24 protein-coding genes are annotated in these 24290 nt (G+C 64.2%); 12 read left to right on the top strand and 12 right to left on the bottom strand.

Annotation, left to right across the window (positions count from 1 at the left end; all coding sequences use genetic code 11):
* Window positions 1–118: 118 nt before the first annotated feature.
* Window positions 119–1378, bottom strand: a complete 1260-nt coding sequence (locus NKJ35_RS15975; RefSeq protein WP_352648349.1) for an ABC transporter substrate-binding protein — start codon at window positions 1376–1378, stop codon at window positions 119–121.
* A gap of 2 nt (window positions 1379–1380) precedes the next feature.
* Window positions 1381–2340, bottom strand: coding sequence for an N-acetylmuramic acid 6-phosphate etherase (locus tag NKJ35_RS15980; protein ID WP_352648351.1), 960 nt, complete (start codon window positions 2338–2340; stop codon window positions 1381–1383).
* Window positions 2341–2539: 199 nt separating this feature from the next.
* On the opposite strand from NKJ35_RS15980, the gene NKJ35_RS15985 reads away from it, so the two are divergent.
* The 4 genes from NKJ35_RS15985 to nagA are packed head-to-tail and all read left to right on the top strand — an operon-like array spanning window position 2540 to window position 6403.
* The gene (locus NKJ35_RS15985) at window positions 2540–3421 is read left to right on the top strand and encodes a glucosamine kinase nucleotide-binding domain-containing protein (RefSeq protein WP_352476905.1); all 882 of its coding nucleotides are present in this window, start codon (window positions 2540–2542) and stop codon (window positions 3419–3421) included.
* Complete coding sequence (locus tag NKJ35_RS15990; protein ID WP_352507073.1) at window positions 3418–4200, top strand: GntR family transcriptional regulator; 783 nt, start codon at window positions 3418–3420, stop codon at window positions 4198–4200. The genes NKJ35_RS15985 and NKJ35_RS15990 overlap by 4 nt, the downstream gene beginning before the upstream one ends.
* A complete protein-coding gene (locus NKJ35_RS15995; RefSeq protein ID WP_352648353.1) occupies window positions 4197–5228 on the top strand; it encodes an SIS domain-containing protein in 1032 nt (343 codons plus the stop codon). The genes NKJ35_RS15990 and NKJ35_RS15995 overlap by 4 nt, the downstream gene beginning before the upstream one ends.
* The gene (gene nagA, locus NKJ35_RS16000; RefSeq protein WP_352648356.1) at window positions 5225–6403 is read left to right on the top strand and encodes an N-acetylglucosamine-6-phosphate deacetylase; all 1179 of its coding nucleotides are present in this window, start codon (window positions 5225–5227) and stop codon (window positions 6401–6403) included. The genes NKJ35_RS15995 and nagA overlap by 4 nt, the downstream gene beginning before the upstream one ends.
* Here the strand turns inward: nagA and NKJ35_RS16005 are convergent.
* From NKJ35_RS16005 to NKJ35_RS16015, 3 genes are all read right to left on the bottom strand, one after another.
* Complete coding sequence (locus NKJ35_RS16005) at window positions 6400–7923, bottom strand: malonate--CoA ligase (protein ID WP_352648357.1); 1524 nt, start codon at window positions 7921–7923, stop codon at window positions 6400–6402. The genes nagA and NKJ35_RS16005 overlap by 4 nt on opposite strands.
* Before the next feature lie 40 nt (window positions 7924–7963).
* Window positions 7964–8641, bottom strand: a complete 678-nt coding sequence (gene rpe, locus NKJ35_RS16010) for a ribulose-phosphate 3-epimerase (RefSeq protein WP_352648358.1) — start codon at window positions 8639–8641, stop codon at window positions 7964–7966.
* Window positions 8642–8821: 180 nt separating this feature from the next.
* Complete coding sequence (locus NKJ35_RS16015; RefSeq protein WP_352648360.1) at window positions 8822–9013, bottom strand: hypothetical protein; 192 nt, start codon at window positions 9011–9013, stop codon at window positions 8822–8824.
* A gap of 410 nt (window positions 9014–9423) precedes the next feature.
* On the opposite strand from NKJ35_RS16015, the gene dnaK reads away from it, so the two are divergent.
* The 3 genes from dnaK (at window position 9424) to pmtA (ending at window position 13400) form a co-directional block, all read left to right on the top strand.
* Window positions 9424–11340: a molecular chaperone DnaK gene (dnaK, locus tag NKJ35_RS16020; RefSeq protein WP_023679851.1), complete on the top strand. Its 1917-nt coding sequence runs from the start codon at window positions 9424–9426 to the stop codon at window positions 11338–11340.
* 212 nt (window positions 11341–11552) lie between these two features.
* Complete coding sequence (dnaJ, locus tag NKJ35_RS16025; RefSeq protein ID WP_254815727.1) at window positions 11553–12689, top strand: molecular chaperone DnaJ; 1137 nt, start codon at window positions 11553–11555, stop codon at window positions 12687–12689.
* Window positions 12690–12800: 111 nt separating this feature from the next.
* Window positions 12801–13400: a phospholipid N-methyltransferase PmtA gene (gene pmtA, locus NKJ35_RS16030; RefSeq protein WP_254815726.1), complete on the top strand. Its 600-nt coding sequence runs from the start codon at window positions 12801–12803 to the stop codon at window positions 13398–13400.
* A 29-nt stretch (window positions 13401–13429) separates the two neighbouring features.
* Here the strand turns inward: pmtA and NKJ35_RS16035 are convergent, their stop codons facing one another.
* The gene (locus NKJ35_RS16035) at window positions 13430–14422 is read right to left on the bottom strand and encodes an alpha/beta hydrolase (RefSeq protein ID WP_352648364.1); all 993 of its coding nucleotides are present in this window, start codon (window positions 14420–14422) and stop codon (window positions 13430–13432) included.
* Window positions 14423–14551: 129 nt separating this feature from the next.
* Between NKJ35_RS16035 and NKJ35_RS16040 the strand changes: the two genes are divergently transcribed.
* From NKJ35_RS16040 to NKJ35_RS16050, 3 genes are read left to right on the top strand one after another with little or no spacing between them, the layout of a single operon-like run.
* On the top strand, window positions 14552–15148 hold the full coding sequence (locus NKJ35_RS16040) for an NADPH-dependent FMN reductase (protein WP_254815724.1): 597 nt from the start codon (window positions 14552–14554) through the stop codon (window positions 15146–15148).
* Complete coding sequence (gene pyrF / locus NKJ35_RS16045) at window positions 15145–15858, top strand: orotidine-5'-phosphate decarboxylase (protein WP_254815723.1); 714 nt, start codon at window positions 15145–15147, stop codon at window positions 15856–15858. The genes NKJ35_RS16040 and pyrF overlap by 4 nt, the downstream gene beginning before the upstream one ends.
* A gap of 27 nt (window positions 15859–15885) precedes the next feature.
* Window positions 15886–16173: a DUF1330 domain-containing protein gene (locus NKJ35_RS16050; protein ID WP_254815722.1), complete on the top strand. Its 288-nt coding sequence runs from the start codon at window positions 15886–15888 to the stop codon at window positions 16171–16173.
* Here NKJ35_RS16050 and NKJ35_RS16055 read toward each other — a convergent pair.
* The 6 genes from NKJ35_RS16055 to NKJ35_RS16080 all read right to left on the bottom strand — a co-directional run bounded on the left by NKJ35_RS16055 (window position 16170) and on the right by NKJ35_RS16080 (window position 22603).
* Window positions 16170–17228: a D-alanine--D-alanine ligase family protein gene (locus NKJ35_RS16055; RefSeq protein WP_352648367.1), complete on the bottom strand. Its 1059-nt coding sequence runs from the start codon at window positions 17226–17228 to the stop codon at window positions 16170–16172. The genes NKJ35_RS16050 and NKJ35_RS16055 overlap by 4 nt on opposite strands.
* A 206-nt stretch (window positions 17229–17434) precedes the next feature.
* Window positions 17435–18316 carry an SMP-30/gluconolactonase/LRE family protein gene (locus NKJ35_RS16060; RefSeq protein ID WP_352476893.1) on the bottom strand — a complete coding sequence of 294 codons (882 nt, stop codon included), beginning with the start codon at window positions 18314–18316 and terminating at the stop codon, window positions 17435–17437.
* Window positions 18316–18954: a 2-dehydro-3-deoxy-6-phosphogalactonate aldolase gene (locus NKJ35_RS16065; protein WP_352476892.1), complete on the bottom strand. Its 639-nt coding sequence runs from the start codon at window positions 18952–18954 to the stop codon at window positions 18316–18318. The genes NKJ35_RS16060 and NKJ35_RS16065 overlap by 1 nt, the downstream gene beginning before the upstream one ends.
* On the bottom strand, window positions 18951–19901 hold the full coding sequence (locus NKJ35_RS16070; protein WP_352648601.1) for a 2-dehydro-3-deoxygalactonokinase: 951 nt from the start codon (window positions 19899–19901) through the stop codon (window positions 18951–18953). Before NKJ35_RS16070 ends, NKJ35_RS16065 begins: the two co-directional genes overlap by 4 nt.
* Entirely contained in the window at window positions 19901–20668 is a 768-nt protein-coding gene (locus NKJ35_RS16075; protein WP_352648370.1) for an SDR family NAD(P)-dependent oxidoreductase, read from the bottom strand. The genes NKJ35_RS16070 and NKJ35_RS16075 overlap by 1 nt, the downstream gene beginning before the upstream one ends.
* A gap of 132 nt (window positions 20669–20800) precedes the next feature.
* Window positions 20801–22603 (bottom strand): GtrA family protein, encoded by a 1803-nt coding sequence (locus tag NKJ35_RS16080; protein ID WP_352648372.1) that lies wholly within the window; start codon window positions 22601–22603, stop codon window positions 20801–20803.
* Window positions 22604–22732: 129 nt separating this feature from the next.
* On the opposite strand from NKJ35_RS16080, the gene NKJ35_RS16085 reads away from it, so the two are divergent.
* Both NKJ35_RS16085 and NKJ35_RS16090 read left to right on the top strand, forming a co-directional pair.
* Entirely contained in the window at window positions 22733–23740 is a 1008-nt protein-coding gene (locus NKJ35_RS16085; protein WP_352648374.1) for a glycosyltransferase, read from the top strand.
* Between the two features lie 8 nt (window positions 23741–23748).
* Window positions 23749–24123, top strand: coding sequence for a GtrA family protein (locus NKJ35_RS16090; RefSeq protein WP_352648375.1), 375 nt, complete (start codon window positions 23749–23751; stop codon window positions 24121–24123).
* Window positions 24124–24290 lie beyond the last annotated feature (167 nt).

Here is a 24290-nt window from a genome sequence, read left to right on the forward strand (position 1 = left end):
AGTCGCTCCTTCGCTCAACTGCCTCTCCAAAGAATCCTTTCTCAGCCTAAACTCAACCCCAAAATCGCCATATGCGATTCCCCTGCCCTCGAGGGGGAGACAACGCTTCGCCGCGCTCTTATTTCGCCGGCTTATACCAGCTGTCGAGGCCGTCCTGCAGCTTCTTGGCGGCAGCTTCCGGCGTGTCGGTGCCGTTGATGACGTTGGCCGATTCAACCCACGTCTCGTTTTCCAGGTTCGGCGTGCCGCGCGACAGGATCTGGTAGGTCGAGCGGATCGTCGACTTGCACTTGCCGCGCCAGGAGACGAATTCCTGGGCCAGCGGGTCTTCCATCTTCACCGGGGTGTTGTTCAGGCTGAAGAAGCCCGGCAGCGCGTTGGCGTAGATGGTGGCGAAATCCGGCGAGGCCACCCAGGACAGGAAGGTCTTGGCCGCATCCGCGTTCTTCGAGGCCGCATTGAGGCCCATGCCGATGTCGGTGTGGTCGGAGATGTAGCAGGTGTCGCCGGCCTTCTGCACCGGCGGCGGGAAGGCGCCCATCTTGAACTGCGCCTGCGTGTTGAACAGGCCGATCTCCCACGAGCCGGCCGGGTAGATGGCGGCGCGGCCGAGCGTGAACAGGTTCTGGCTGTCCGGATATGTCTGCGCCTCGAAGCCGTCGCCGAGATAGTCCTTCCACCTGGCCAGTTCCTTGAAGGGCTCGACCCATTGCGGATCGGTCAGCTTCTGCTCGCCCTTGATCAGCGCCAGGCGGCCTTCCTCGCCCTTCCAGTAGTTCGGGCCGATGTTCTGGTAGCCCATGGTCGCCGCTTCCCAGAGGTCCTTGGTGCCCATCGCCATCGGGATGTAGGTGCCGTCGGCCTTGATCTTGTCGAGCGCGGCGAAGAATTCGTCGCGCGTCTCCGGCACCTTGATGCCGAGCTTGTCGAAGGCGTCCTTGTTGTAGATGAAGCCATGGATGACGGAGGCCATCGGCACGCAGAAACTCGACTTGCCGTCGTCGGTCTGCCAGGCGGCCTTGGCGACGTCGGAGAAGTTCTCCATGCCGGGCAGGGTCGAGATGTCGGCGAGATTGCCCTTCTTGAAGAGCTCCAGCGACTTGTCGAACGGGCGGCAGGTGATCAGGTCGCCGGCCGAGCCGGCGGCGAGCTTGGCGCCGAGGGCGGCGTCATATTCGGTTGGCGCCGACGGCGCGAAGACCACCTTGATGCCCGGGTTCTTGGCTTCGAAGGCCGGGATCAGCTTGTCCTTCCAGATGGCAAGGTCGTCGCCGCGCCAGCTTTCGATGTTGAGCGTTACGTCGTCGGCATAAGCCACCCCGGCGGAGCCGAGAATGCCGGTGCCGAGAAGAAGTGCCGTCAGTAGCTTCGTTGTCATGCTCAGTCTCCCTGTTGACCTTTTTCAGGTTCGGTTTTGATGAGAACAGAGGCATGGCGCCCCTTGCTCCCCTCGATCGCGGAAAGGGCTGGCCGCAGCTTGTGGCCGGTCCCTTCCAGTATCTTCTCGGCCGCGTCGGCGCTGGTGGCGCCGGCGGCGAGCAGAATGGCGGTCTTGACGACGCCGCCGCTCTTTTCGAGCAGGCGCGCCGCCTCGTCCTTGTCGCGCCCGCTGACGGCGGCGACGATGCGTGCGGCGCGGTCGCGCAGCTTGATGTTGTCGGCCATGAGGTTGACCATGTAGCCGTCATGGACATGGCCGAGATGGATGGCGGCCAGCGTCGACAGCATGTTGAGCGCGATCTTCTGGGCGGTGCCGGCGCCCATGCGCGTCGAGCCGGCAATCAGCTCCGGCGGCGTTTCGAGCAGGATGGCGATGTCGGCCAGCCGCAGCAGCGGCGCATCCCGGTTGTTGGCGATGGCAATCGTCGCCGCACCGCGGCGCCTGGCTTCCTCGATCGCGCGGACAGCGTAAGGTGTCGAGCCGCTGGCCGAGACGGCGATCAGGCAATCGCTATTGCCGATGCCGGCGGCGGCGACCGCAGCCGAAGCTTCGTCAACGTCATCCTCAGGCCCGCCGGCCAGTGCCCTGAAAGCTTCGTCGCCGCCGGCGATCAGGATGGCGATGCGGTCGCGCTGGATACCGAAAGTGCCCGGCAGTTCCAGCGCATCGGCCAATGCCATCAGGCCCGAGCTGCCGGCGGCCGCATAGGCGAGCTTGCCGCCGCTTTTCAGTCTGCTTGCGATAATTTCGGCTGCCGCGGCAATGGCAGGAATGGCGCCGTGCACGGCCTTGGCGGCCTCGATCTGTGCGTTGGCCAAAGAGGAAAGGATGGCGTCCGGGGCCTGGATGTCCAGTCCCTCGGCATTGTGGTGAAGCGCTTCGGTGCGCGTTTCGGCCATCCGCTTTCCTCCAATCCAGAAAACAATACCAAAAAAATACCACTTGTCCACACGCATTAATGAAATCCCTACGTCGGGATGGGACCGCAGACGAAATCCGCTGATTTCTCAACAAACTAGGCCTTAACTTTTTTGAAATGGAAATTAACCCTTGGCTATTGGTATTTTATTGGTATTATCCGCCCCGAGGAGAAATCGCGTGAAATTCGTGCTCGGCATCGATGGCGGCGGCACCAGCTGCAGGGCGGCCCTTGCAACGGCCGACGGCAGCGTCCTCGGCCGCGCCAAAAGCGGCGCCGCCAACATCCGCACCGATCTCACCGGCGCCAGGACGAACATCGTCGACGCGGCGCAGCAGGCCTTTGTCGCCGCGGGCAGGGATCCCGCACTGATCCCGCAAACGCCGGCCGTTCTCGGCCTGGCCGGCGCCAATGTCGGCACCTATAGGCAGCAGCTCGAAGCGATCCTGCCGTTCCGCATCAGCCGTGTCGAGACCGACGCCGAAATCGCGCTGGAAGGTGCGGTCGGCTCCGGCGACGGCGCCATGGCCATCCTCGGCACCGGCACCGCCTATATGGCGCGCAGACAAGGCAAGTCGCGCGCCATCGGCGGCTGGGGGTTTCAGGTCGGCGACCAGGGCAGCGGCGCCCGCATCGGCCGCGACCTGCTCGAGCAGACGCTGCTCGCCTATGACGGCATCCGCGAAGGCTCGCCGCTGACGCAGGCCATGCTCGCCATCTTCCGCAACAATCCCGAGGATGTGGTCGAATTCACCACCAACGCCAAGCCCGGCGATTTCGGCGGCTTCGCGCCCAAGGTGTTCGAACACGCCGAAAAAGGCGACGTCGTCGCTATCTGGATCCTCGACAAGGCGGTCGCCGATGTCGAGGCAGCGCTTGGCGTGCTCGACCTGGGCGGCGACGATCCGCTCTGCCTGCTCGGCGGGCTAGCGCCGCTTTACGCGCCGCGCCTGTCGGCCCGCTACCGGGCGCTGCTGAAACCGCCGCTCGACGACGCGCTGGGCGGCGCGGTGCAGATGGCGGTTCGGATTTTCGCAAACACGGCGGAGACAGCGCGATGAGCGAGGCCGCCGACCAGATATTCACGGCGCTGAAACAATCGTCGCAGAGCGGCGCGCCGCTCTATCTGCAGCTGAGGAAGAGCATCGAGGATGCGGTCAAACGCGGGCTGATCGGACCGGGCGATGCGCTGCCTTCCGAGCGCGACATCGCCAGCAAGGCCGACATCTCGCGCGTCACCGTGCGCAAGGCGGTGCAGGACTTGGTCAAGGGCGGCATCCTCGTCCAGCGCCATGGTTCCGGCACCTTCGTAGCGCCGCGCATGGAGCGCGTCGAGCAGTCGCTGTCGATGCTGACCTCGTTTACCGAAGACATGGCGCGGCGCGGCATGGCGGTGCGTTCAGCCTGGCTCGACCGCGGCCTCTATCCGCCGTCGCCCGACGAGATGATGGTGCTCGGCCTGGCGTCGAACGAATTGGTGGCGCGCGTGGCGCGCCTGCGCATTGCCAACGACACGCCGCTGGCGATCGAGCGCGCCTCGCTATCGACAAGCGTGCTGCCCGATCCGGCGGCGATCGGTTCGTCGCTCTACGCGGCGCTGGAACAGACCGGCAACAGACCGGTGCGGGCGGTGCAGCGCATTTCCGCCACCAATCTCGGCGATGGCGATGCGCATCTGCTCGAAGTGCCGCCAGGCATTGCCGGGCTGCATATCGAGCGTATCTCCTATCTGGCGAGCGGCAAGGTGATCGAGTTCACCCGCTCCATCTACAGAGGCGACGCCTATGATTTTGTCGCCGAACTCCGGCTAAGCGGGCCGGGCGAAGAGGGCCGGTCATGAGCGCAACAATTACCCATATGCGGCGCGAGATCGACGAGATCCCGGAGGCCACCGCGCGCCTGCTCGACGGCTCGGCCGCGGTGCTGACCGAGGCCGGGCGCGGCATTCGCGAGCGCGACCCGAATTTCGTCGTCACCGTGGCGCGCGGTTCGTCCGACCATGCCGCGACCTTCATGAAATATGCCGTGGAGCTGACCGCCGGGCTGGCGGTTGCATCGGTCGGCCCGTCGATCGCCTCGATCTATGGCGCCAAGCTGAAGCTGGGCGGCTCGGCCTGCCTGGCGATCTCGCAGTCCGGCAAGAGCCCGGACATCGTTGCGATGGCGCAAGCAGCGAGGGCCGGCGGCTCGCTGACCGTCGCCATCACCAACACCGCCGATTCGCCGCTCGCGCGAGCCTCGGATTACGCCATCGACATCCTGGCCGGACCGGAGCTCAGCGTCGCGGCGACCAAGACCTTCGTCAATTCGGCGGTCGCCGGCCTCGCTTTGATGGCGCACAGCACCGGCGACGACAAATTGCTCGCCGCACTCGCCCGCCTGCCGGAGCATTTTCGCAAGGCGATCGCGTGCGACTGGATGGCGCTGGCTGCGGCACTCGAGACGCCGAAATCGCTGTTCATCCTTGGCCGTGGCCCGTCGGCGGCGATCGCCAACGAGGCGGCGCTGAAATTCAAGGAAACCTGCGCCATGCACGCGGAAGCCTATAGTGCCGCCGAGGTCATGCACGGCCCGCTGGCGCTGGTCGGCCCCGGCTTCCCGGTGCTGGCTCTGGCTGCTCGCGATGCGTCCGAACCGTCGGTGGCCGATGCCGCCGACAGCCTGGCCGGCAAGGGCGCCGCCGTCTTTGTGACGTCGAACAAGGCAAAGAGCGCACAGCCGCTGCCGCATGTCGCAACCGGTCATCCGCTGACCGATCCACTGACGCTGATCGTGTCGTTCTATGGTTTCGTCGAGGCTTTTGCCCGCCATCGCGGCCTCGACCCCGACACGCCGCCCAATCTGCGCAAGGTGACGGAAACGCTATGAGCGACCGTTTCGCCCTGACTGGCGCCCGGATTTTCGATGGCGACCACTGGCACGACAATGCGGCGCTTGTCGTGCGCGATGGCCTCGTCGAGGCCATCGTTGCCGCCGGCGCGATTCCATCAAATGTTGCGCGTATCGAGACCGGCGGCGGCATGCTGGCGCCTGGCTTCGTCGATCTGCAGGTCAATGGCGGCGGCGGCGTCATGCTCAACGACCATCCCGACGTTGCCTCGATCGAGACCATCTGCCGGGCGCACGCACCCTTCGGCACGACGGCGCTGTTGCCGACGCTGATCACCGACACGTCCGAGATCACCGCCGCGGCGGTTGCGGCCGGATCCGAGGCGGCACAACGGAAGGTGCCGGGGTTCCTGGGCCTGCATCTCGAAGGGCCGCATCTGTCGATCGCCCGCAAGGGCGCGCATGACCCGGCTTTGATCCGGCCGATGCTGGACTCCGACCAGGCGATGCTGATCGCCGCACGGAAAAACCTGCCCGTGCTGCTGACGACGGTGGCGCCCGAATCGGTCGAGCCCGGCCAGGTGTCGGCGCTCAGCAGGGCCAGCATTGTCGTCAGCATCGGCCATTCCGATACCGGCTATGCCACGGCCCGCGCCTTTGCCGAGGCCGGCGCAACGGTGGTCACCCATCTGTTCAACGCAATGAGCCAGATCGGCAATCGCGAGCCGGGGCTGGCGGGCGCGGCAATCGATGCCGGCACATTCTATGCCGGCATCATCGCCGACGGTATCCATGTCGATCCGGCCACCATGGCCATCGCCTTGCGTGCCAAGCAGGGGCCGGGCAAGATCCTGCTCGTCACCGACGCGATGGCGACGATCGGTACCGACATGACCTCGTTTACGCTGAACGGCCGCACCATCCACCGTAAGGATGGCAGGCTGACACTTGCCGACGGCACGCTGGCGGGCGCCGATCTCGACATGATTTCCGCGGTGCGCTTCGTGCACCGCGTCGTCGGTCTCGACCTCGACGAAGCCTTGCGCATGGCCTCGCTCTATCCGGCGCAAGTGATCGGCCAGTCGTGCCGGCTCGGGCGTTTCGCCAAAGGCACCGCCGCCAACATCGTTTCGCTGTCGGACGATCTGGACATTAAAAGCGTCTGGATCGACGGCGCCAAAGTTTTTGCAGCTAACGCTATCCCTCCGGCTTAGCCGGTTTTGGACGTATAGAGGTCCTTATAGGTCTCGCGCAGCAGGTTCTTCTGCACCTTGCCCATCGTGTTGCGCGGCAGTTCGTCGACGAAGATCACCCGTTTCGGATGCTTGTACCTGGCAAGGCGCCCAGCGATAGCCTCGATGATCCCCACGGCGCTGATGGTCGAGCCCGGCGCCCGCACCACGACCGCGGTGACGCCTTCGCCGAAATCCGGATGGGCAACGCCGATGACAGCGCTTTCGGCAACACCAGGCAGCGCGTCGATCTCGCTCTCGACTTCCTTCGGATAGATATTGTAGCCGCCCGAAATGATCAGGTCTTTGCCGCGACCGACGATGTGGACATAGCCGTCGGCATCGATCAGCCCGAGATCGCCGGTGATGAAGAAACCATCGTCACGGAATTCGGCCCTGGTCTTTTCCGGCATGCGCCAGTAGCCGCAAAAGACGTTCGGGCCCTTGACCTCGATCATGCCGACCTCGCCCCGGGCAAGTGTTTCGCCGCCGTCGGGATCGGCGATGCGCAGGGAGACGCCGGGCAAGGGGAAGCCAACCGTGCCGGCTCGCCGCTCGCCCTCATACGGGTTCGACGTGTTCATGTTGGTCTCGGTCATGCCGTAGCGCTCGAGAATGGCGTGGCCGGTGCGCTCTCGCCAGGCTCTGTGCGTCTCGGCCAAAAGCGGCGCCGAGCCAGAAATGAACAGGCGGATGATTTTCGCCGCCTGCCGGTTCAAACCGTCCTGCTGCAGCAGGCGGACGTAGAAGGTCGGCACGCCCATCAGGACGGTGGCGCGCGGCAGCAGCGAGACGATGCGGGCCGGGTCGAATTTGGTTTCGAACAGCATCGAGGCGCCGGCCATCAGGACGACGTTGGTGGCGACGAAAAGGCCGTGCGTGTGGAAAACCGGCAGCGCGTGAACCAGCACGTCTGCGGCAGTGAAGCGCCAGAGGTCGACGAGCACCCGCGCATTCGAGGCGAGGTTTTCGTGGCTGAGCATGGCGCCCTTCGAACGGCCGGTTGTGCCGGACGTGTAGAGGATCGCAGCAAGGTCGTCCGGTCCGCGCGCCACATCGTGGAAGTCCACGGCCGCCTCAGAGGCGCGATCGGTCAACGAACCCTCGCCCTTGCTGCCGAGTGTCGCGACCGCAGCGCCCGAGGCCCGCGCCAAGGCGCCGATTTCGCTCGCTCGCGCCGGGTCGCAGACGACCAGCCGCGGCTCGGCATCCCTGAAGAAATAGTCGAGCTCGGTCAGCGTGTAGGCGGTGTTGAGCGGCAGGAAGATCGCGCCGGCACGCAGGCAGGCGAGATAAAGGAAAATGGCCTCCGGGCTCTTCTCGACCTGAACGGCGACGCGGTCGCCTGCTTCGACGCCGAGCCGCGACAGCGCATGTGCCAGTTGAGCGGAGCGCGCCAGCATTTCGCCATAGCTGATCGAGCGCCCGTCCTCTGCCTCCATCAAAAGGCGTCCGGGCGCGGGCATCCGGGCACGGAAAGCATCGAACAGATGGTTGCTCATGAGTCCCCCCGAGCGGCTGACTCCGGCCGGACGGCGGCGGTCAGCCGGCCGCCTTGTCCGCCGCCGTCCTGATTGCCTCGATGTTTGCCCGGTAGGTTTCGACGCTGCCGCCCTTGAAGATGGCCGCACCGGCGACCAGCACGCTGGCGCCGGCGGCAGTGACCAGGGGCGCAGTTTCGGGCGAGATGCCGCCGTCGATCTCGATCCTGATCGGCCTGCCGCCGATCAGCGCCTTCACCCGCTTCACCTTGTCGACGATCGCCGGAATGAAGGCCTGGCCGCCGAACCCCGGATTGACCGTCATGATCAGGATCAGATCAAGCCGGTCAAGCACGTATTCGATCATCGTCTCCGGTGTCGCGGGGTTGAGTGACACACCGGCCTTCTTGCCAAGGTTTTTGACCGTTTGCAGCGACCGGTCGAGATGTGGTCCGGCTTCGGCGTGCACCGTGATGCCGTCGCAGCCGGCGTCGGCGAAGGCGGCCAGATAAGGATCGGCCGGGGCGATCATCAGATGGCAGTCGAAGAAGGCCTTGGTGCGGTTGCGGATCGCTTTGATCACCGGCGGCCCAAACGTGATGTTCGGGACGAAATGCCCGTCCATGACGTCGAGGTGGATCCAGTCGGCGCCGGCGGCGGCCGCCGCCTCGACCTCGTCGCCGAGCTTCGAGAAATCGGAAGCCAGCACCGATGGCGCGATCAGGGTTTTTTGAGCCATGTCCGCTTCCCGTTGTTGAGCCCGCCTTCGCCCTAATCGTCTCAACGCCGCTTGTCGACAGGAATCCGGCGTCGATATCGCATCTGCGCAGAAGGAGAGAAGCGGTGGCGAGCCACTTCTCTCCTGTGCAGACGTTTCCTCTCCTCCAGTGCAAGGACTTTCCAGAGCAAGGCCTGGATTTCAGTTCGGATGAAGCCGCGGTCTGGCCGTCCATGACAGGAAGAGCTTGCCGTTGCCTGGTTTCACCTTCTGCAGATCGGGCTTCTTCAGCCCAGCGGCGAGCGCCAAGATCGACAATCCGCTGGCAGCCTGGATGGCGCGGCGCAAACAGCCGCCACGAGAGCGCACGAACGCCCCGTGGTCGCAAGACATGGATCTCCCCCCACAGGTCATGGGAAGGCGAAGGTCGCGCTGAGCTCCTGCTGTTCCCTGAGACCATGGAGCCTCTGGATCTGTGGTCATGGGGCTTTCCTTCCGGGGCCGCACCGCGCGGCACCTGAGCGTCTGTCGCGGGGCGAGGCGGAAAGGTTCATGGGCCAGGGGCCGGCCGGCTGGATCACCGCCGGAAAATACGGGCCTGCCGGTCCCGGATCCGATCAACCGCGATGAATGGTGAACGCCTTGCGCAGAATGCTTGCGCGCCACGCAGCCTGTTCTTATATACGCGCCAAGCCGTCCAGCGCCGAATGCCGGTTGCCGGAGCGGAATTTCTTGTGAACAGGGGCTTTCATCGGAACGCCTGTACGGGTCCTGAGAGCCTGCTTAGCGGAGAGATTAGAACAATGGCAAAAGTAATCGGTATCGATCTGGGAACAACCAACTCCTGTGTCGCCATCATGGATGGCAAGGAATCCAAGGTCATCGAGAATGCGGAAGGCGCCCGCACGACCCCTTCCATCGTCGCCATCAACAGCGACGGCGAGCGCCTCGTCGGCCAGCCGGCCAAGCGCCAGGCGGTCACCAATCCTGAAAACACCATTTTCGCGGTCAAGCGCCTGATCGGCCGCCGCTACGACGATCCGGTGACGGAGAAGGACAAGAAGCTTGTCCCCTACAAGATCGTCAAGGGCGACAATGGCGACGCCTGGGTCGAGGCCGGCGGCAAGAAGCAGTCGCCCAGCCAGATCTCGGCGATGATCCTGCAGAAGATGAAGGAAACGGCGGAGGCCTATCTCGGCGAGAAGGTCGAGAAGGCGGTCATCACCGTTCCGGCCTATTTCAACGACGCCCAGCGCCAGGCGACCAAGGATGCCGGCAAGATCGCCGGCCTCGAAGTGCTGCGCATCATCAACGAGCCGACGGCGGCCGCACTTGCCTATGGACTGGACAAGAAGGAAGGCAAGACGATTGCCGTCTATGACCTTGGCGGCGGCACGTTCGACATTTCGGTGCTCGAAATCGGCGACGGCGTGTTCGAGGTGAAGTCGACCAATGGCGACACCTTCCTCGGCGGCGAGGATTTCGACATGCGCCTGGTCGAATATCTGGCGGCCGAGTTCAAGAAGGAACAGGGCATCGACCTGCGGAACGACAAGCTCGCCCTGCAGCGCCTCAAGGAAGCGGCTGAAAAGGCCAAGATCGAGCTGTCCTCCACCACGCAGACCGAAATCAACCTGCCCTTCATCACCGCCGATGCCACCGGCCCCAAGCACCTGACGCTGAAGCTGACGCGGGCGAAGTTCGAGAGCCTGGTCGAGGATCTCGTCCAGCGCACGATCGATCCCTGCAAGGCGGCGCTCAAGGATGCCGGCCTGAAGGCCGGCGAAATCGACGAAGTCGTCCTGGTCGGCGGCATGACCCGCATGCCCAAGATCCAGGAGATCGTGAAGCAGTTCTTCGGCAAGGAGCCGCACAAGGGCGTCAACCCGGATGAAGTCGTCGCATTGGGCGCCGCCATCCAGGCCGGCGTGCTGCAGGGCGACGTCAAGGACGTGCTGTTGCTCGACGTGACGCCGCTGTCGCTCGGCATCGAGACGCTGGGCGGCGTGTTCACGCGGCTGATCGAACGCAACACGACGATCCCGACGAAGAAGAGCCAGGTGTTCTCCACGGCCGAGGATTCACAGTCGGCGGTAACCATCCGCGTCTTCCAGGGCGAGCGTGAAATGGCCGCCGACAACAAGGCGCTCGGCCAGTTCGATCTGGTCGGCATCCCGCCTGCGCCGCGCGGCGTGCCGCAGATCGAGGTCACCTTCGACATCGACGCCAACGGCATCGTCAACGTCTCGGCCAAGGACAAGGGCACCGGCAAGGAGCACCAGATACGCATCCAGGCGTCTGGCGGCCTTTCGGACGCCGACATCGAGAAGATGGTCAAGGACGCCGAGGCCAATGCCGAAGCGGACAAGAAGCGGCGCGCGCTGGTCGAGGCCCGCAACCAGGCCGAGGCGCTGGTGCATTCCTCGGAGAAGTCGCTGAAGGAATATGGCGAGAAGGTTTCCGAGGCCGACCGCACGGCGATTGCCGATGCGATCGCGGCGCTGAAGACCGCTGCCGAAGGCGACGATGTGACCGAGATCGAGGCCAAGACGCAGACGCTCGCCGAAGTCTCGATGAAACTCGGCCAGGCCATGTACGAGGCTTCGCAGAAGGAAGCCGCCGAGGCCGACGCCAAGGCTGACGCCGCCAAGGACAGCGACGTCGTCGATGCCGATTTCGAGGAAATCGACGAGGACGACGAGAAGAAGAAGTCGGCCTGAACCGCCTGACGGTACAGGTAAGCAAAAAGCCCGGCGCGCAGCCGGGCTTTTTTGCAACCCTTTGCCAGAAAAACGCGGAGCTCCCCGAAAAAATGCGGACAAAGCCTCGTAGACACTGGCATCGCGGCTCCATCACACCTAAATCGGAACAGCGTGCCGGCAAACGACGCAACGATGCTTCAAGACGTTGACTATCCGGACTGCGGGAAAACATGAAAGCTGATTTTTACGAAACGCTGGGCGTGCAAAAGGGCGCCGACGAGAAGGAGCTCAAGAGCGCTTTCCGCAAGTTGGCCATGCAGTTCCATCCCGACCGCAACCCAGGCGACCATGCCTGCGAGCACAAGTTCAAGGAAATCAACGAAGCCTACGAAACGCTGAAGGACCCGCAAAAGCGTGCCGCCTATGATCGCTTCGGCCACGCGGCCTTCGAGCACGGCGGCATGAATGGCGGGGCGCAGGGCTTTGGCGCCGGCGGCTTCGCCGACATTTTCGAAGACATTTTCGGCGACATGATGGGCGGGCGCCAGCGCCGCTCGTCCGGCGGCCGCGAGCGCGGCGCCGACCTGCGCTATAATATGGAAATCACGCTGGAGGAGGCATTTTCCGGCAAGACCGCGCAGATTCGCGTGCCGGCCTCGATCTCCTGCTCGGAATGCTCCGGCAGCGGCGCCAAGCCCGGCACCCAGCCCGTCACCTGTTCGATGTGCAACGGCCACGGCAAGGTGCGCGCCACGCAAGGCTTCTTCTCGATCGAGCGCACCTGCCCGCAATGCCAGGGGCGCGGCCAGACCATCAAGGATCCGTGCCCGAAATGCGCCGGCCAGGGCCGTGTCACCGAGGAGCGCTCGCTGTCGGTAAACATCCCTGCCGGCATCGAGGACGGCACCCGCATCCGGCTGGCCAATGAGGGTGAGGCCGGCCTACGCGGCGGCCCGTCCGGCGATCTCTACATCTTCCTCGCGGTCAAGCCGCACGAATTCTTCCAGCGCGACGGCGCCGATCTTTATTGCAAGGTGCCGATCTCGATGACAACGGCAGCGCTTGGCGGCTCGTTCGAAGTGACGACACTGGACGGTACCCAGACGAAGGTGAAGGTGCCGGAAGGCACCCAGAACGGTCGCCAGTTCCGCCTCAAGGGCAAGGGCATGCCGGTGCTGCGCCAGCCCAATATTGGCGACCTCTACATCCAGACCGTGGTTGAGACGCCGCAGAACCTTTCGCGCCGCCAGCGCGAATTGCTGGAAGAATTCGAGCAGCTTTCCTCAAAGGACAATTCGCCTCAGTCGAGCGGATTTTTCGCCCGCATGAAGGACTTTTTCGAAACGTTCGGCGAGCACCGAAGCTGATCCCTGGAAAACGCTTCCCGAGCGTCATCAACACCTTATCCTGGGATTCGCCTTGTCTTGCACCTCGTAGCTGTTAAGTAGCATGCGAGGGAGCGTTGAGGAGGACTTTCGATGACGCGTAGTCCCGGACTGCGAAAGACGCTGGCGGAAAAGTTCGACGACGAGTTGAAGTTCTTCAAGGGCTGGATCGACAAGCCGAAGGCGGTCGGTTCGATCGTCCCGACCAGTTCCGTCACCGCGCGCAAGATGGCCTCGATCGTCGATCCGACATCCGGCCTGCCGGTGCTTGAGGTCGGACCCGGTACAGGCGTCATCACACGCGCCATTCTCGCCCAGGGCATAAAGCCTGAAAATCTCTATGCGGTCGAATATTCCACTGATTTCGTGCGCCATCTGCGCCAGCTTTATCCAGGCGTCAACGTCATCGAGGGCGACGCCTTCAATCTCGACGCAACGCTCGGCGACAGGCGCGACCTGATCTTCGATTCTGTGATATCGGGCGTGCCGCTGCTCAATTTCCCGGTCGCCCAGCGCATCGCCTATGTCGAGAGCCTGCTCGACCGTATCCCGGCGGGCCGGCCGATCGTGCAACTGACTTACGGGCCGCTGTCGCCGATCCCGCCCGGCCGCGGCGACTATACGGTCGAGCATTTCCATTTCGTCATCCGCAACATTCCGCCGACGCAGCTTTGGATCTATCGACGCGGCTGAACGCATGTCGGAGTTCCGGATGCCGGTCATTACGGCCGGTTGGCCAATCGGGCCAGGAATGCCGTCAGCCTTTCGAACGCCTGCTCTCCCGCCTTGCCGTCGAGATCGAACTGATATTCATGCGGCAGGGCCGGACTGTAGTCGTCCGGAAAGAACAGCGTGTCGACCGCGACGCCTTGCGCCGTGATCGCGCGCGCGATCTGACGCGACTGCGGCGCCAGCGGGTCGGCATTGCCGACCGAGACGAATGCCGGCGGAAATTGCGGCGTCAGGTGCCTGTCGATTGAAAATTCGGCAATGCGCGGGTCATCGTCCAGCCGCTTCACGCCGAGATACGACCACATGACGGTCCTGTTGAAGCCGGCGAAAGGCCCTTCGGGCGAGATCATCGCGGGATCGTAAATGCCGCAGAACAGTGCAACGCCTTTCAATTGCGCGCGCTCTATGCCCGGATCAACGTCCATCGTGGCGGCATAGGCGGGATTGCTGATCGTGGCAGCCAGTTGAGCGACAATCTGCGAGCCGGCGGAGTCGCCGGCAAGGAAAAGCGTGTTGCGATCGATGTGGTAGCGGCCGGCATTGCCGGAAAGAAAGGCAAGCGCCTTGTTGGCCTGGAGGACTGGCGTCGGATAGCGGGCGCCGGGGGCGACGGAATAGCCGACCGAGACAGTGACGTAGCCCCGCCCGGCCAGTATTTTCATATATGCCGAGATGTCGGCCTTGTTTCCGGCAACGAAGCCGCCGCCATGCACCCAGACCACCGTCGGCAACGCCTTTGCCTGAGCGTCCGCGGGAAAGAAGACGTCAAGGGTCTCGTCCGGGTCCTCGCCATAGCGCTCGTCGCGCAGTTCGCCGACATTGGCGGGCACGTGCTTTTCAAGCGCGCGGTTCTTTGCCACTGCATCCTTGTGAAAAGCGTAACGGATCAGAAGGACCGAAGGCCACGGGCTGAGGACGAAAGCGGCGTAGCCGGCGGCAGCAGCCACGGCGAGAGCGACAAGACCATAGCCTACCCATTTCAATCCCACGAGGTCCGCCCCTATCCGCTGGCGCCGGTCGCCAAAGCGGCCAGCGCTAAATGCGTGTCGCAATCTCGGCTATTGATTCATCCCACGCATCGCCTATAGCTGCCGCCACAGCAAGGGATTGCGATGCCGATCACCCCGAAAATTCTCGTCGTCGCCGGTTCGGTGCGCAGCGGCGCCTATAGCGGCAGGACTGCCGACGTGGCGCAGAAGGAACTTGCCATGCAGGGCGCGGAGGTGACCCGCATCTCGCTCGCCGACTACCCGTTGCCGATCCTCGACCAGGATCTGGAAAAGGACGAAGGCATTCCCGAAAACGCCGTCAGGCTCGGCCGGATGATCGCCGCCCATGACGGCCTGCTGATCGCGACGCCCGAATACAACGGCTCCATTCCGCCGCTGCTCAAGAACACCATCGACTGGGTGAGCCAACTGCGCAAGGATGGGGGCCGGACGTTCAGGCCGCTTGCCGGCAAGGTCGCCGGCCTGTGCTCGTCTTCCAGCGGACCCTTTGCAGGGATACGCTGCATCAACCATCTGCGCGCTGTGCTGGTGCGCTGCCGGATGGAGGTGGTAACACCGGAGTGTTCGGTGCCGGAGGGCGGTAGCGCCTTCGACGACGAAGGCAACTTCCGGGACGAAAGACTACGCCAATCGATGGAGCACCTATGCCGAACGCTGATCGAAACCTCGCGCATGCTGTCGACGCGGATCGAGGCATGATCCCGGACGCCGCGCGTGCCGACACAATTCAGGAAAGGCTGATCGTCGGCCTCGACCTGCCGACGCTGAGGGAAGCCGAGAAGGCGGTGCGCGAGCTCGACGGGATCGTCTCCTTCTACAAGATCGGCTACCAGCTCGCCTTTGCCGGCGGGCTCGACTTCGCCCGCGAGCTGGCCAGCGGCGGCACCAGGATCTTTCTCGACATGAAGCTGCTCGACATCGATAACACCGTTGCCAAGGGGGTCGACAACATCGTCAGGATGGGCATGAGCATGCTGACCATCCACGCCTATCCGAAGACGATGAAGGCGGCGGTCGAGGCTGCCAGGGGCAGCGACCTTTGCCTGCTCGGGGTTACCGTGCTGACCTCGATGGACGAGCAAGACGTGATCGACGCCGGCTATGAGTATGACCCGCATACGCTGGTGCTGAGGCGCTCCGAGCAGGCGCTGCATGCCGGCATGGGCGGCATCGTCTGTTCGGCCGAGGAAGCGGAGGCGGTACGCCGCATCGTCGGCCCCGATCTGGCGGTAGTGACGCCGGGAATCCGACCGAAGGGCAGCGACCATGGCGACCAGAAACGCGTGGTGACGCCGGCGCAGGCGATCCGCAACGGCTCCAGCCATCTCGTCGTTGGCCGGCCGATCGTCGGCGCCACCGACAGGCGGGCGGCGGCGGAAGCCATTCTCGATGAAATGCGCTCGGCCTGATGCCAGGAATTAACCCGGAGAAATACCATGCCCAAGGGATACTGGATCGCTCGCGTCGATGTGCGCGATGCGGAAGGCTACAAAGACTATGTCGCAGCCGCCAAGCTGGCCTTCGACCGCTTCGGCGCCAAGTTCCTGGCGCGCGGCGGCGCGCATGAGAAGGCAGAGGGACCGGGCCGCGACCGCAACGTGATCATCGAATTTCCGTCGCTTGCGGTGGCGCATGACTGCTACCACTCGCCCGAATACCAGCGCGCCGTCGCGATCCGCCAGAAGGTGGCCGATGGCGAAATCGTCCTGGTCGAGGGGATTTAGGCGCGAAGCCGGTTCGCCGCTGCCTCCGCCATCGCATCGGCGAGGCTCAGGCCCCATTGCTTGCGACAGTAATCGCGAAAATCGAAGCAAGGCAGGCCCGGGCAGACCTCGAACTCGATGACATGCACGCTGTCGTCGGCTTCGACCCGGAAGTCGATGGAAAAGACGTCCCGCAGGCCAAGCCCGACCATCATGCTTTCGGCGATGCGACGGATTCTTGCATCGGCTCGAGGCTGGCTGGCGCCAACGGGAAGCAGCAACGGCTCGGCGTAATTTCCCGTGGCTTTGGCCGCTTCGCCGGTATTGCCGTAAAGCGCCAAGCTGTCCTGCATGGTTTGGAAATCGCCGCCCGAATCGACAAAGGCGACGCCGAGCGCCTCAATGCCGGTATCCGGCTTCAGGCCGAGAAAGCTGGCCCGCACATTGCGTCCGGGGACATAGGGCTGGACGACGACATCGTCGCGATAGGCGGCGAATACGCGCCGGCTAAGCTTTAGCGCGTGGCCGAGATCGTGACAGCGCGAATCCGGCCAGATGCCGATCTTGGCGCCGAGCCGGTTCGGCTTGACGAACCAGCCGGCCGGCGAGGCCGGCGGCGCGACCAGCCACGCGCCGTCACGGGCAAGGCCCGCCTGCGGCACCGGCAGGCCAAGCGCGCCGAGCACGGCGCCGGACCGGAACTTGTCTTGGCAGAGCGCGAACAACGCATCGTCGGCGCCGATCGCGTCGAAGCCATTCAGCCGTGCCAGAGCCGGTGCCGCGCCGCCGCGGAAATAGGCAATGCCGTCGGTCAACGTCCAGACAAGCGAGGTCTTCGGAACTTCGCCGGCGAGAACGCTTGCGGCGTCGTCGAGCGCCACCGGCGCAAACGACAAGCCGCGCGTTTGGCAAGCGGCGGCAAGTGCGTCGAATTCAGCGGCGATGTCGGTCGATTGCGCCAGGTAGGAGGCGATTTCGGCGGCACGCTCCGGCACATGATTGTCGGTGACCAGCCGATCGAAGCAGGCCTGTTCCGGCTCGTAGACAAGGATCAGCTTCGGCTTGCGGCTTGACATGACTGAACGATTTCCCGGCAGCACGATTGCTAGAGCAATTCCAGGAAAAGTGTGAAACGGTTTTCCGTCCGGAATTGCTTCAAACAAAGAGATAGAGCGGTTCAGCGTTCCCGCGAAACGATGAACCGTTCTAGCATCGCACGGCGAGCGCATTCGGCTTTCGCGGAATCGACGTCAGCCGGGTGCCCGCACGACAGCAACTGCTCTCAGGCAATCAACACGCGCGGCTCGAAGCGACCATTGACCGGAATGTCGAGCATAAACGTCATGCCGGCTTGCGGGTCGAGCAGGCGCTGCTTCTCGCTCTTGCCCGACCAGGCGGAGGTGACCGCGAGCCGGTCGGCATTCCCGCCGACAAAAGCCGGACAGGACGGTTGCGTGACCGGCATCGCCACCGAACGGACAAGTTTGCCGTCGGGCCCATAGGCTTCGACGACGCTGCCGCCCCAGCAGGCGTTCCACAATATGCCGTCGCGGTCGAGCACCGAACCATCGATATAGCCCTTGGCCGAACGGTGGTCGACGAAGACCTTCGGTTCGCCAACCGGCAGGCCGGTCGCCGGATCGCAGCCGACGCGCATCAACAGCCCGGTGCTGGTGTCGGTGTAATAGGCGATGGTCCCATCTTCGGAAAAGCAGATCGAATTGGGCACCGTGATATCCGCATAGAGCCGGCGCAGCTCGCCCTTGAAGAACCAGTAGATCGAACCGGCGGCCTTCTCCTCGCCCTTGCCCATGGTGCCGACCCAGAGGGCGCCGCAAGGGTGAACGCGTGAATCGTTCGAGCGGGTGAGCGGATTGTCGGCCTCGATCGGCGTGTGCAGCGTCAGCTTGCCGGTCGCGACGTCGCGGACATGCAGGCCGGTTTCCGTGGCGATCAGCTGACGCCGGTCGTCGATGACGGCAATCGCACTGGCCATCTGGTGGAGCTCGTGGATCTTGACCGCACCGCCGGACAAACGCTTTTCCAGGAGCTGGCCGTTGACGATGTCGAACCAGTAGAGCGTGTCGGTGGCGGGGTCATAGCTTGGTCCCTCGCCGAGTTGGCAGACGTGGTCGGAAAAAACCGAAACGATGGTCTCGCTCATCATGCCACTCCAAACGCCGCGTCCCAGGCCTGAACTGCGGCTTTCGCCCGTGCTGCCACTTCGTCGACGCTCATTCCCGGCTTGAACAGGCTGGAGCCAAGACCGAAGACGCTGACGCCGGCTGCCTTGTAGCCGGCAAAATCCTTGTCTGAAACGCCGCCGACGGCGCCGACCAGCACATTGGCCGGCAGCACCGCGCGCATCGCCGAAATGCCTGCCGCGCCAAGCACGCTCGCCGGGAAGAATTTCAGTGCCGAAGCACCGAGCCGGATGGCCTGGAATGCCTCGGTTGGCGTGAACACGCCGGGCATCGTCACCATACCGTACTGCATGGCAGGGCCCATGACCTCGGCATCGATATTGGGGCTGACCAGCAGCCGCCCGCCGGCTTTGTGCAGACCGTCGACATCGGCGGCGGTGAGCACCGTGCCGGCGCCGACCAGAGCTGTCGGAGGAAGCGCTTCGACAATGCTGGCGATGGAGGCAAAGGGCTCGGGCGAGTTGAGCGGCACCTCGATCGCTTCAATGCCGGCGCCGAAGATCGCCTGGCCGATCGCCACCGCCTCGCCTGGCTTCAGGCCGCGCAGGATCGCGACCAGACCCCGCTCGAGCTTTGGAAAAGGTGCGGTTTCGGTCATGCGACAACTCCATTTTTGGCGATCATGCCATTTTCGCGCGCGGCTTCGGCAAGGCCGGCACGCACCGCCTCGTCGGCGTCGACGGCCCTGAAAGCGAGCCCGGCAAGGCCGAGCGCCTCGGCATAGAGGGTGCCGAGTGCGCCCGACGCGATCAGCACGACGGGCACAGCGCTTGCTCCATAACGGCGATTTGCCGAAGCGATCTCGCCGCCGATCAGCAGGCCGGACAGGCAGGCGGCGGCATCTTCGGGCTTCAGGTCCTGCAACAGGCTAGCAGCGCGGATCGAGAACAAACTTGAAACGACGTCACCGCCTTCGGCCAACGCCTTCAGGCACCAGTCCCGAAAAAACGGACTTTCGGCGGCAACCGGCTGCGGCGGCTCGCCCAGCGAATGGCGCAGGATCGAGTGCGCGGCGAGCACCGAAAACAGCTCGCCGGTCGGCCAGGTGCCGAACCCGGCAACGGAGCCGTCCTCGACCAGCACCCATTTCGAATGGGTGCCGGGCATGCAGACGAGGTGACGTCCCTTTGCCGGCAAACCGGCTCCGGCAAGCTGCGTTTCCTCACCGCGCATGACGTCAGGTGCATCGGCGAGGCGCTGGGCAAGGCCGGGCACGATGCGGATATCGCGGCGCTGGCCGGGAATGCGGGCAGCTTCGGCCAGGATAGCGCCGATTGGCGTGGGAACGCTGACATAGGGCGCCTCCAGCCAGCCCTGGCGCGAGCCGGCCATGCCGCAAATGATGACCGGCAGGTTTTCGGGTGCGCCCATGGCGGCCAGATGCCCTTCGAGAATGGACGAAAACCCTTTAGCCTGAGCGGTGATCAGTCCGTCATCGCCGCGCCGCTCGGAGAGAACGTCGCCGGTGCCGTCGAGCAGCCATACCCTCATGCGGGTGGTGCCCCAGTCGACGGCCGCGACGGAAGCTGCCTTGCTCGGTGAGATCACAGGAACCCCCCGTCGACGATCAGCATCTGCGCGGTCAGCATGCGTGAAGCATCCGACGCCAGGAACAGCACGGTGCCGACAATGTCTTCCGGCTGCATCACACGCTTGATGCACTGCTTGGCGACGTGAGCGGCGAGCGCCTGTTCGGTGACCCAGAGCTTTCTCTGCCGCTCGGTGATTACCCAGCCGGGCGCGATCGCGTTGACGCGAATGCCGTCGGCACCGAGCTTGCCGGCGAGACCCTTGGTAAGGCCGACGATCCCGGCCTTGGCGGCGGTATAGGCCGGCATATCGGGATGGTTGATGAGAAACGAGGTCGAGGTGAAATTGATTATCGAGCCGCCGCCGGCCCGCTTCATGCCCGGCGCCACCGCCTGCGCGCTGAAGAAATGCGGGCGCAGGTTGATGGCATGGTTGTTGTCCCAGAACTCGACCGTGACGTCTTCGACGGCATGACGGTCATCCTGAGCGGCATTGTTGACCAGCACGGTCACGTTGCCATGCGCCTCGGCGGCTTTGGCGATCGATACCCGCAATGCCTCGATGTCGCGTATGTCGGTCTTGAGATAGAACGGCCGCCGGCCGAGCTCCTTGTCTAACCGATCGGCCAGCGCCAGGCTCGGACGGTCGGCGATATCGATGAAGGCGACCTTTGCCCCCTGGCGGACAAAACCTTCGGTCAAGGCAGCACCAATGCCGGAGCCGCCGCCGGTGATCAGCACCGAAGCGCCTTCGAGGTCGGCAAAGCGTGCCGATGGCATCATGAAATTCTCTCCCGGTCCAATGATCTCGGTCGGCCGGCGCGCATCCTATCCAGCCGTGTCGGGCGGGCAAGGGCGAAAGAGTGGATTGACGCGACTTATGTCCGACAAAAGGCCGCACGCGCCGCCGATCGATCAGCCGCCCAGCCGGACGCGGTACAATTCGACGGCGGCTCCGCTGGTCCCGGCAACCGGCGCAAGCCATTCCGGCACGCTGCCGCGCATCAGCCCGGCAAGAAAGCCCGTCGGCGCCTTGGCTGCGAGGAGCTTGCTTTCGGCGCTGCCGGGGCACAGCGCGACGAGGCCGACGTTATGATCCGCCAAGACCGTCCTGGCATCGGCATCGGACCCAAGGAAGGCATCGAGCGCCAGCAGGTTGCCGGCGACGTTGCGATGATAAGGCCCGGCGAAGACGCGATGTCCGGAATAGGCCAGGATAGGCGATCCGAGATTGGAAATTGCCAGCACGGTGGTGCCGGGCAGGCGGCCGAGTGCCGCAAAGGAGGCCTTGCGCTGGCAAGCGACATCGGTGTCGTCGCCATTATCCGCCGTGGTGTTGCTGTTTTCGAAGGCCACCGAGGTCGCCGCGGCAGCCCCAGTCCAGACCGCATTCACCGAAACCAGCCAGACGGCAGCCATGCGCAGCGCCACACCGCGCGACGCGCTGGCCTCGGCCCGTTGACGCCATTTGGCAATCCAGGCGGCAAGCGGGATGACAGCGAAGGCGATCGAGAATGTCGAACCGCGCACCTGCCAGGCGCTGACGATGAATGCCACGACAAGCAGCGCGCCGACAAGGCTGTCCTGCCGTCGCCAGCCGCCACGGCCAAGGCGAAGCGCCATCAGCACGAGCGCAATCAGCGGCGTGGCATAGCGCGCCACCACCCCGGCCGGATCTTCAGCGAGCAGCTTTAACAGCGACTGCGCCTCGTCGATGTGATCAAGCCACAGCTCCTTGAGGCGCGGATCGAGGTTGGCGTAGGGCGCTGCCAGGCATTGTGGGAACAACAAGACGACGACAGCGCTCAATAGCATGGCGAGCAGGCCAAGTGAGGCGATGCGCCGTTGGCGCGTGCGGCCCGCCGACTCGGTCGACGCTATGGTTGCAAGACCGGTTCCGGCAATCGCTGCGACGACGAACTGCACGGCCGAGAAGGCGTCGCATTGCGCCTGACCCCAGGCGGACCACGGAATGGTGACGACAAAGACGAGGGCGGAGACGCCGGCAAAGCCGAGGCCGAAATCCCTGGCGATCAGCCTCTCGCCATTGACGTCGAGGGCAAACAGCATGGCGACATAGGCGCCGATGGTGGCAACGTAGGGCGCGGTTTCCATACCGATGGCCAGCATCAATCCGGCGCATAGGCCGGAGAGCAATGCCGCCGCCTTGCGCAACGGCGCTTCAAGCAACAAGCTCAGGCTGGCCATGCTCAGCATCAGCTGGATATTGTGGTGATCGAGCGCGCCAGGCGAAAAAATGCCGAGGAAATGCAGTGCGGCAGCGCCAACGACGACAGCCGGCAGCACAGCGCCGCACCCGGCAAAGCTGCGCGCGGCGCGAGCCGTGAAAAATACGGTCAGGCAGAAGAGCAGCGCCGGCCACAGGACCTGCGCAACATTCTCGGCAAAGGCCGCGCCGCCGGTCAGGGCCGATACGGCGATGATGATGGTGGCGATCGGCGCATCGACCAGCCGCGACCAATGCATGACGAAGCCGCCTTGCAGGCCCATCCTGTACTGGTGGAGATCGAACCAGCTTTGGCCGGCGAGCATGTCGCGAACTTCGACGAGGCGCAGCAGATTGTCGTTGTCGCCGCCGGCATTGGTCAGTGCCGGGAAGCCGGCAAAGGCATTGACGGCAAGCGCCAGCACCGTGGCAAGCAGCGCCAGCGCGATATCGGACCTCCAAATGGAGGCGCCATCGTCGGCTGTGCTCATATCAGGACCTTTGGAAGGAATACGGGGCGGCTTAAACCTAGCCTTAACAGCTTCAATAAATAGTAAAGCCGCCCGAGCGAGGCCGGCGTTTGAGCGGTCAGGGGCCTCACAGGGCATCCGGAGACGAAAATGCCACAAGACGTGCGCCATGAGCCGAGCATCGCCGTGCTGCTGCCTTGCTACAATGAGGAGCTGACGATCGGCGAAGTGGTGCGGCGCTTTCGCGAAACGCTGCCTGCCGCCGCGATCTATGTCTACGACAACAATTCGCGCGACCTGACGGCGCTCCGAGCCCGCGCCGCCGGCGCCATCGTGGTGCGCGAGCCGCGCCAAGGCAAAGGCAATGTCGTGCGCCGCATGTTCGCCGACATCGAGGCCGACATCTACCTGATGGCCGACGGCGACGGCACCTATACGCCGGAGGACGCGCCGCAACTGATCAACACGCTGCTGACCGAGCGCTCCGACATGGCGGTGGGCACCAGGCGCGGCGTCACCGACGATGGCGGCAGGACCGGTCATGCCTTCGGCAACCGCATCTTCAACAGCCTCTACAAGCGGCTGTTCGGCTCCGACTTCACCGATATCTTCTCCGGCTACCGCGCCTTCACTCGGCGCTTCGTCAAGAGCTTTCCCGCGGTTTCCGGCGGCTTCGAGATCGAGACCGAAATGTCGGTGCACGCCTCGCAACTCAAACTGCCGGTCAGTGAGATCGGGCTCGACTATGGCCGACGGCCGGAAGGCTCCTCGTCGAAGCTATCGACCTTTCGCGACGGCGCGAAGATCCTGTGGATGTTCGCCATGCTGATGAAGGAGACCCAGCCGCTGCGTTTCTTCGGCGCTTTTTCGGTGTTCTTCCTGGCATCAAGCCTGTTTCTGATGGCGCCGGTGCTGATCGAGTTCGCCGAAACCGGGCTTGTGCCGCGCATGCCGACGTGGGTGCTGTCGGTCGGGCTGCTGCTGCTGTCGATGCTGGCGGCGGTGACCGGGGTAATCCTCGATTCGGTGTCGCGCGGCCGGGCCGAGCAGAAGCGTATCTTCTATCTGTCGATGCCTTCCGGCCGCGTCGAACGCGAACGCGCAAGTGCGCTTGCGACTTTGAAGACCGGACCGCGCAAGACCCCGCGGGCGGCTTAGAGCCCTAAATGGGACGCCTCGCCCGCTTCATTGTCGCCGGCGGCATCGGCTTCGTCGCCGACGCGGCGGCGCTTTGGCTGGTGTTGGCGATAGCGCCGCTTGGCCCCTTCGCGGCTCGCATCATCTCGATCGGTTTTGCCCTGTCCGTCACCTGGCTGATCAACCGCCATCTGACCTTCTCGCCTTCCAGCCGCGGCGTCGCGCAAGAGGGCGCACGCTATGGCGGCGTCGGCATTGCCACCAGCCTCGTCAATTATCTCGTCTATTGCGCCATGCTGTTCGCGCTGCCGATGGTGCCGCCGCTCGTCGCCCTTGCGGTCGCCTCACTGGTTACCACGGCGCTGTCCTTCCTCGGCTATTCCAGGCTGGTCTTCGACCGCTGAACGCATATCGCATTGGGGTCTGCGCCAAGCGAAGCGCAGCCTCATCATGACCTTGGCCGATTGGCAGAGGCCGCCGATTTCCTTATATCGCTGTCGTCGATGCATCGGCCCGAAAAATCGCAATCGATTTTCGGAAAGCACGATGCATGGATTCAAGAATGTTGGAG

This window comes from Mesorhizobium sp. M0136 (assembly GCF_040322515.1).
GTDB lineage: Bacteria > Pseudomonadota > Alphaproteobacteria > Rhizobiales > Rhizobiaceae > Mesorhizobium.